The organism is Arthrobacter sp. SAFR-044, from assembly GCF_051965175.1.
Taxonomy (GTDB): Bacteria; Actinomycetota; Actinomycetes; order Actinomycetales; family Micrococcaceae; genus Arthrobacter.
The window spans coordinates 164373-172118 of sequence record NZ_JBQCMK010000010.1 but is presented as its reverse complement, the minus strand read 5'-3'; the positions used below and the strand labels follow the sequence as shown (position 1 = coordinate 172118).

Here is a 7746-nt window from a genome sequence, read left to right as displayed (position 1 = left end):
ACAGCGGCCTGCTGGTGCTCGCGGATGTCAACGCCACCAGCCGGTACTGGCACTACTACAGTCCCAGCAGCGGCGGCGGCAGTGGAAGCGGTGACACCACCGCTCCGACTGTGGCGGCTACCTCGCCGACTGCCGGTGCCACCGGTGTAGCGGTCACGGCCAATGTAACAGGGACCTTCTCGGAAGCGATGACTGCATCAACCGTCACGTCGACCACTTTCACCCTGGCGGCGGGCGCGACTGCCGTCCCGGCCACCGTGACGTACGACAGCACCAACAAAGTGGCGACGCTGAACCCGAACGCTGACCTGGCGGCGGGGACGACGTACACGGCGACCATCAAAGGTGGCACCAGTGGGGTGAAGGACACGGCCGGCAACCCTCTGGCCTCGGACAGGACGTGGACCTTCACCACCGCGGCCGCGGCGGGCGGGGGCGGCACACCGCAGACCGTCACCCTGACGGCAACAGCTGACACCTATGCGTCCAGCGGGTCGGCTGGATCGAACTTCGGCACAAGCACCCTGCTGGGGGTGGACAACAGCCCCGTGGAGGTGACCTACCTCAAGTTCGACCTCTCACAGTATTCGGGCAGGACGCTGCAGAGTGCCACCTTGCAGCTGCGCAGTGCCGGGAGTGGTTCCACGGGTACCCAAAACGTCAAGGTGGTTGCAGATGACAACTGGACCGAGGCGGGGATCACGTATAACAGCCGTCCGGCGCTCGGAACCATTATTGGCAAGCTTGGCCCTACAACAACCAACACCAGCTACAACATTCCGCTGACCGTGAGCGGACTGTCCGGAGAGCTGGGCCAACAGCTCTCGCTCGGCCTGGACTCGAGCAGCAGTGATGGCCTGGACCTCAACTCCAGGGAAGCGGGCGGCACCGCGGCACCCAAGTTGATCCTGACCCTGGGTCAGTAAACCGGCCGGCAGCCAGGAACAGATCGGGACCCCGTCCAGCAGGACGGGGTCCCGATCTGTTCAACCGACCACCAGCTGTACGCCCCGCCCATCAGTGACCGCGGGGCTGGGACGTCCGGGCAGTTGCTGGCCCGCATGTCTGGTTCCTGCTAGTCGTCCAGCAGCGCGATGAATTCCCGTGCCTGCTTCAGCGAGATATCCGAGTGGCGCGTCAAAGCGTTGGCAGCGGCCTCGGTATCGCCACTCCGGGCCAGCGTGCGGATCCTGCCGTAGATCTCATCATTGAGCATGTTGCTGCTGACCTCGCGGGTTACGTCGCCTTTGCTCGCGATCGCCCGGTAGCGGTACGGGAACCGCTGCGGCTCGTCGTCGTCCTCCTCAACCACCTGCGCCTGCTCCTGGCTCCGGTAGGGCTGGGGATGGGCGGCCAGGGCGCCGACGGCGTCACGCGAGGCACGCAGGCCCTCGCCGGTGACCTCGTAGTAGAGCTTGATGGCGGCCATCGCCTGGCCCTGCGCGATCAGGGCATAGATCCTCCGGTGCTGGTCCTCCGACAGCCTGTTCGCAGCTGCCTGGGCGAGCTCCTGTGGTGCGGCGGGCTGTGCGGACGGGGCCGTGCCGTGCGATGCCCTGCGGTTGCGGGCGGCGCGGTATGCCACCATAACCAGCGCAACCACCGCGAGCAGGATAAGGACCGGGACCACAAGGGATTCCATCTTCATGAGCCGTTCTCTGTACTTCCTGGCCGTCGCCAGGTGCGATTGCCGTGCTGGTCGCCCGCGCGGATATATTCCTGCTGCTGGTTGTGTTGCTGGGCGTTTTGGCTGGGGTGGGTAGCCGCCGCCAGGCGGGCACGGGCTGCGGTGGCCGCCTGGACCTGGGCTGCGTAGTGCCTGGCAGAGCGCTCGGCGAGTTCCCGCTGGTATTTTTCGGCTTCTGAGGTTCCCGCATCACGCGGCCGCAGTGCGGTAGCAACGCCCCACATGAGCGCTACCAAAACTATCGCCGGCAACAGCACCAGCAGGAGATCGCCCATATGTAGAGCTTAATCCACATCGGGTTTATCCACAGCAATATTCACTACCCCGCATACAGGCGCGGACGGGCCGCCCTTGGACTTCCGGCACGGAATATGAGATGCGCCACGAGCTCGCACACTACCCGTTCCGGAAGGTCCTTCAGCCTTCCTCCCCCTAGCGGTCCCGTTCCGTACCTGTGGATGAAATTCCCGCGAAGAAATATTTACTCCACATGGCAGCCAAGGAGTTTTCGCAGGTCAGGCGCGAATCACCAGCCAAAGAAAATTAGTATCCACAGACTTCCCCACAGGCTGTGCACAAGCTATGCCCCATAGTGCACAGGTTATCCACAGCTCCTGCGGGATGCTGGCTTTGCGGCTGGCGTCCCGGCGGCTAGCGTAGCGGGGTACCTGTTCTCCGCAGCCGAAGCAGGTCCCACTGTTTCGGTTTCCGGGCCCCTTCGCACCGCTGCCCGCCTCTGTCTGTGGAAAAGCTGTGGATATTGGGGATAACTCCGGAACGGAGCCGGTTTCCGGACCGCGGCACGTGAATGTCAGGGCCTGCGGGTAGACCTTGATGGGTGGCGGATCCGGTTGTCGGAGGCCGCGAACAGGATGGATCACCGGGCGGCACACCCGGTACAAATGGAGGACGGCAGCTTTGTCAATCGCGCATCTGGACCCTGTCGAGGCAACCCGTGGATCGGACGCGAGCCGGAAGCCGCCCCAGGATATAGCGGCTGAACAGTCCGTCCTGGGCGGAATGATGCTGTCCAAGGACGCCATCGCGGACGTTGTCGAGATCCTCCGCGGCCAGGATTTCTACCGGCCTGCGCACGAGACCATTTATGAGGCCATTATTGACCTCTATGGGCGCGGGGAGCCCGCGGACGCGGTTACGGTGTCCGACGAGTTGACCAAGCGCGCCGAGATCAACAGGATCGGCGGCCCGGCCTACCTGCACGAACTGATCCAGACCGTGCCCACTGCCGCCAACGCCGGCTACTACGCCGAGATCGTGGCCGAGCGGGCAGTGCTTCGCCGCCTGGTGAACGCCGGCACCAAGATCGTCCAGCTGGGTTACGGCTCCGACGGCGAGGTGGAGGACCTGGTCAACCAGGCCCAGGCGGAGGTTTACGCCGTTGCCGAACGCCGCACCGCCGAGGACTACGTGGTGCTGAAGGACGTCATGGAGTCCACGGTGGACGAAATTGAGGCGTCCGGCCACCGCGGTGAAGGCATGACCGGTGTCCCCACAGGCTTCTACGAACTCGATGAACTGACCCACGGGCTCCACCCCGGCCAGATGATCGTCATCGCTGCGCGCCCCGCCGTGGGTAAGTCAACCTTTGCCCTTGACTTCGCCCGGTCCGCGGCCATCAAGAACAACCTCTCCACGGTGATGTTCTCCCTGGAAATGGGCCGGAACGAGATCGCCATGCGCCTTCTGTCCGCCGAAGCCACCATTGGGCTCCAGGACCTCCGCAAGGGAACCATCAAGGACGAGCAGTGGTCCAAGATTGCCACCACGATGGGCCGTATGAATGATGCCCCGCTGTTTATCGACGACAGCCCCAACATGTCCCTTATGGAAATCCGGGCCAAGTGCCGGCGCCTGAAGCAGCAGCATGACCTCAAGCTGGTCATCCTCGACTACCTGCAGCTCATGAGCTCGGGCAAGAAGGTGGAGTCCCGCCAGCAGGAGGTTTCCGAGTTCTCCCGTGCGCTGAAGCTCCTCGCCAAGGAACTGCAGGTCCCCGTCATCGCCCTGTCCCAGCTGAACCGTGGATCTGAACAGCGCCAGGACAAGCGGCCCATGGTGTCGGACCTCCGTGAGTCCGGTTCCATCGAGCAGGATGCAGACATGGTCATCCTGCTCCACCGTGAAGACGTTTATGACAAGGAATCACCCCGCGCCGGGGAGGCGGACATCCTGGTGGCCAAGCACCGTAACGGCCCCACCAAGGACATCGTGGTGGCGTTCCAGGGCCACTACTCCCGCTTTGCCAACATGGCCGGCGACGCCGGTGGCGGAGGCTTCTAGGCGCCCTCGCCTCCTGACTGGGACGCGGCGCTGCCGGCAGGTCCTGCTGCGGCCAGCAGATGGTTCGGCAGGCGGTTCCCGGGGGCCGTGCCCCGGATTTCAAGGAGTTCGCGGGCGTGGGCGTGGAGCCGCTTGTCTTCCTCGCTGACCGGCACCCAGGCCGGAACGGGCACGGAGGTGCCTTCGTCGTCGCGCGCCACCATCACCGTGAGGCAGTAGGTGGTGAGGTTCAGTTCCCGGCCCTTGGGGTCGCCGGAACGGACGTGGACGGCGATGTGCATGCCCTTGGTCCCGGTGTACACCAGACGGGCCTCGACCTCCACCACATGGCCAATGAGCAGGGGCCGGTAGAAGCGCACGCCGCCGGAGAAGACGGCCACAGTGTCCCTGCCGCAGTAGCGGGAGGCGCACACGTACGCGGCTTCGTCGATCCATTTCATGACGATGCCGCCGTGGACCTTGCCGCCCCAGTTCACGTCGGTAGGGGCGGCCATGAACCGCAGTGTCACGCGTTCGGCCGTACCCGCGTCGGTATATTCCTGCCGGTTCATGGCTTCCACGATCTGCTCCCTGACCTTGATCCTGGCCAGTGCGTGGTCCCGTTGCTCAATCTCCGCAGGGGTTGTGGGTTCGAACTGCTCCACCGGGATGGGCTTGCCGTCCGCGCCCACCGCCACGAAGATCACCATGCACTGGCTGCGCATGGTGGCTGGCCCGCCCTTCGGATCGCCGGAGGAGACCACGGTGTGGATGTGCATGGAGGACCGGCCGGTGTAAACGATGGTGGCCTCAACTTCCACCATGTCTCCGCTGTTGACGGGGTCAGCGAAGTGGATGTTCCCCACGTACGCGGTCACGCAGTAGGACTTGGCCCAGCCCACCGCTGCGGCGTAAGCGGCCTTGTCCACCCACTCGAGCACCGTGCCGGCATCGACTGAACCACTGTGTCCCACGTCGGTGGGGGCGGCTAGGAAGCGGAGGGTTACCGAGTTGGGCCGGCGGGTCTCAGTCATGCTGCGATCCTACTGGCGGCCCCGGTTACCGGCCGGTTGGTGCCGCAACAAAGCGAAGCGCCGCTTAAAGTCCGACGGCGGCAGGTCACCTTGGGTGAGCTGCCGCCGTCGGGCTGGGGCATGGGGGGTTACGCGAGGACCGCGAGCCGGGACTCAGGACGGCGGCCGAAGAGGGCACGGTCCAGGGAGAGCCGCCCCGCTCCGGTGAGGGCCAGGGCGAAGGAAGCCGCGGCCAGCAGGAGCACGAGTTCGTACCCCCCGTTTGCCGCGAAAACGCCGGCCTGGACGTGCACCAGGAACAGGGCGCCCAGCATGTCCAGGACAAGCAGGGCGGCCACCACGCGGGTGAGGATCCCCAGGATCAGGGCAATGCCGCCTGCCAGTTCGAGGACGGCGATGGCGGGGGCCACGACGTCGGCCGCCGGAACGCCCATCTTGGCGAAGGAGGCCTGGGTGCCGGCGATGGTCCATTCATTGAACTTCTGCCAGCCGTGGGCTGCGAAGAGGAAGCCGAGGATGATGCGAAGGGCGGCAAGGGCGGTGGTGGTCAGTGCTGACTTGTTCATGGATCCACTGTCCCCGAGCAATAGTTGAACTGTCAACTAATATGCTGAAAGTGTGGGCTTTGTCATGCCCGGGCCTCGTCGGCTGGCAGCCGCGGTTAGGCTGGCAACGTGCCCCAACAACCTGCGCTTGCCCCCGCGGCCGGGACCCGCGGCCCAGCCCGCGAAATCCTCCGCCTCGCCGTCCCTGCCTTCGGGGCGCTGGTGGCTGAACCCCTCTTCCTGCTGGCTGACTCTGCCATCGTGGGGCATCTTGGCGTCGCCCAGCTTGCCGGGGTGGGACTGGCGTCCGCTGTGCTGCAGACCGCCGTCGGGCTGATGGTCTTCCTGGCGTACTCCACGACGCCTGCCGTGGCCCGTGCCATCGGCGACGGCCAGTTGGGCAAGGCCCTCGCCGCAGGGCGCGACGGCGTGTGGCTGGCAACGCTGCTTGGTGTGCTCCTTGCGATGGCCGGCTTCGCCGCTGCAGAGCCGCTCATTGACCTGCTGGGCGCGGAAGGCAGCGTGCGCACCTTTGCCGTCGAATATTTCCGCTGGTCCATGCCGGGCCTGGTGGCGATGCTCCTGATCTTCGCCGGCACCGGCGTGCTTCGCGGACTGCAGGACACCCGGACCCCGCTGGTGGTGGCAACGGCCGGATTCGGCGTCAACATTTTGTTGAACCTGTGGCTTGTCTACGGCCTGGGCTTGTCTGTGGCCGGATCGGCGATCGGCACCAGCCTGGCCCAGTGGGCCATGGCTGCCGTCTACGTCGTGATGGTGCGCCGGAACGCGGTGCGGCACGCCGTCAGTCTTCTGCCCAGCTGGCGGGGCATTCTTGGCATGACCCGTGTTGGATCCTGGCTCATGCTGCGTACACTCAGCCTGCGGGCAGCCATCCTGGCCACGGTGCTGGTGGTGACGGCCCAGGGTGAGGTCAACCTCGCCGCCCACCAGCTGGCCATGACCATCTTTTCCTTCCTGGCTTTCGCCTTGGATGCCCTGGCTATCGCCGCGCAGGCGCTGATCGGGAAGGAGTTGGGTGCTTCGAATGCCGGCAGGGCCCGACTTCTCACCGGCACCATGACCAAGTGGGGCGCAGGGTTCGGCGTGGTCACGGGCCTGCTGCTGGCCGCAGTTGCCCCCTGGGTGGGGGCCGTGTTCACTCCGGATCCGCAAGTGCAGTCAGTGCTCACCGTTGCGCTCTGGGTCCTGGCTGCCGGACAGCCCATCGCCGGATATGTCTTTGTCCTGGACGGTGTATTGATAGGTGCCGGGGACGCACGGTACCTCGCTCTCGCCGGGCTGGTGAACCTCGCCGTCTACGTGCCGCTGCTGGCCGGGGTGGCGCTCTCCGGTGCCACCGGCGCCGCAGGGCTGGCCTGGCTCTGGGCCGCCTTCGGCGTGGGATACATGGCCGCCCGCGCCCTGACCCTTGGCCTTCGTGCCCGGTCTGACCGCTGGATAGTGCTGGGGTCCGCCTGAGGCGGCATTCCAGGCCGGCACGGTGGCCGGGTTCGACCTTCCGGCAGCCGGCACTAAACTGGACCGGTGACGCAACCATCCACTCCCGCGGGCGCAGCCCCGGGAACTGCCCCCCGCAACGACCTCTGGAAGCCGGTCCTGCTGCGCGCGGCTGCCGCGCTGGCATTCGGCGCGATGACGGTGTTTTGGACTTCGCCTTCCGTGGAGGTCATGGGCTGGGCCGGCGGCCTCTACCTCCTGGCGGCCGGTGTGGTGTCCCTCCGGACTGTCCCCGCAGCGGGTTTCGCGCAGAATTCCACGCCCGGAAAGCTGCTTTCCGCCGGCGGCGCCGTCCTGGCCGGTGCCGGTTTTGCGGTGATCCTGCTGCACAGTGACCTGTTGTTCGGGGTGATCGCGGCCCTGGGGCTGGGCGTTGCCGGTGTCCTCGAACTCGCCTGCGGCCTGCAGAACAGGGGCCGCCACGTCCTGGCCCGCGACTGGATGGCGTCCGGAGTCATCGGCATCGGAACGGCCGTGCTGCTGCCGTTCTTCATCAACCTCGGAGCCCACGCCCTGCTCGGCGTAGCCGGGGGAGGAGCCATCATTTCGGGCGTCCTGTGGGTCCTGTCCGGCCTGACGCTGCGGCACGATGCCCGCCCCGGCGCAGGAAAGCCGTAAACTAGGAGGAGCGCCCTTCTACTTTCTGTAGAAAATCCGGCGCGAAACCGCAATTCGTAAA

8 protein-coding genes are annotated in these 7746 nt (G+C 65.9%); 4 read left to right on the top strand and 4 right to left on the bottom strand.

Going from position 1 to position 7746, the window contains the following annotated elements:
- Window positions 1–926, top strand: a 926-nt coding sequence (locus ACTHQS_RS16285; protein ID WP_440170986.1) for a CBM96 family carbohydrate-binding protein, incomplete at its 5' end; no start/stop codon positions are given.
- A 149-nt stretch (window positions 927–1075) separates the two neighbouring features.
- On the opposite strand, the gene ACTHQS_RS16280 is transcribed toward ACTHQS_RS16285, so the two are convergent.
- Together ACTHQS_RS16280 and ACTHQS_RS16275 are read right to left on the bottom strand one after the other, a co-directional pair.
- Window positions 1076–1642, bottom strand: a complete 567-nt coding sequence (locus ACTHQS_RS16280; RefSeq protein ID WP_440171003.1) for a hypothetical protein — start codon at window positions 1640–1642, stop codon at window positions 1076–1078.
- Window positions 1643–1644: 2 nt separating this feature from the next.
- The gene (locus ACTHQS_RS16275; protein ID WP_440170984.1) at window positions 1645–1962 is read right to left on the bottom strand and encodes a hypothetical protein; all 318 of its coding nucleotides are present in this window, start codon (window positions 1960–1962) and stop codon (window positions 1645–1647) included.
- A gap of 643 nt (window positions 1963–2605) precedes the next feature.
- On the opposite strand from ACTHQS_RS16275, the gene dnaB reads away from it, so the two are divergent.
- Window positions 2606–3988: a replicative DNA helicase gene (dnaB, locus tag ACTHQS_RS16270; protein WP_331323972.1), complete on the top strand. Its 1383-nt coding sequence runs from the start codon at window positions 2606–2608 to the stop codon at window positions 3986–3988.
- On the opposite strand, the gene ACTHQS_RS16265 is transcribed toward dnaB, so the two are convergent.
- On the bottom strand, window positions 3985–5001 hold the full coding sequence (locus ACTHQS_RS16265) for an acyl-CoA thioesterase (RefSeq protein ID WP_440170980.1): 1017 nt from the start codon (window positions 4999–5001) through the stop codon (window positions 3985–3987). The genes dnaB and ACTHQS_RS16265 overlap by 4 nt on opposite strands.
- A 128-nt stretch (window positions 5002–5129) precedes the next feature.
- The gene (locus ACTHQS_RS16260; protein ID WP_440170978.1) at window positions 5130–5567 is read right to left on the bottom strand and encodes a DoxX family protein; all 438 of its coding nucleotides are present in this window, start codon (window positions 5565–5567) and stop codon (window positions 5130–5132) included.
- Window positions 5568–5675: 108 nt separating this feature from the next.
- Between ACTHQS_RS16260 and ACTHQS_RS16255 the strand changes: the two genes are divergently transcribed.
- Together ACTHQS_RS16255 and ACTHQS_RS16250 are read left to right on the top strand one after the other, a co-directional pair.
- Window positions 5676–7028 carry an MATE family efflux transporter gene (locus ACTHQS_RS16255; protein ID WP_440170976.1) on the top strand — a complete coding sequence of 451 codons (1353 nt, stop codon included), beginning with the start codon at window positions 5676–5678 and terminating at the stop codon, window positions 7026–7028.
- Between the two features lie 66 nt (window positions 7029–7094).
- Window positions 7095–7685, top strand: a complete 591-nt coding sequence (locus ACTHQS_RS16250; RefSeq protein WP_440170974.1) for a hypothetical protein — start codon at window positions 7095–7097, stop codon at window positions 7683–7685.
- The last annotated feature ends 61 nt before the right edge of the window (window positions 7686–7746 follow it).

Excerpts from the sequence above, each read along its gene's own strand:
- ACTHQS_RS16265 (WP_440170980.1), bottom strand. The coding sequence starts at position 5,001 with ATGACTGAGACCCGCCGGCCCAACTCGGTAACCCTCCGCTTCCTAGCC.
- ACTHQS_RS16260 (WP_440170978.1), bottom strand. The coding sequence starts at position 5,567 with ATGAACAAGTCAGCACTGACCACCACCGCCCTTGCCGCCCTTCGCATC.
- ACTHQS_RS16275 (WP_440170984.1), bottom strand. The coding sequence starts at position 1,962 with ATGGGCGATCTCCTGCTGGTGCTGTTGCCGGCGATAGTTTTGGTAGCG.
- ACTHQS_RS16280 (WP_440171003.1), bottom strand. The coding sequence starts at position 1,642 with ATGGAATCCCTTGTGGTCCCGGTCCTTATCCTGCTCGCGGTGGTTGCG.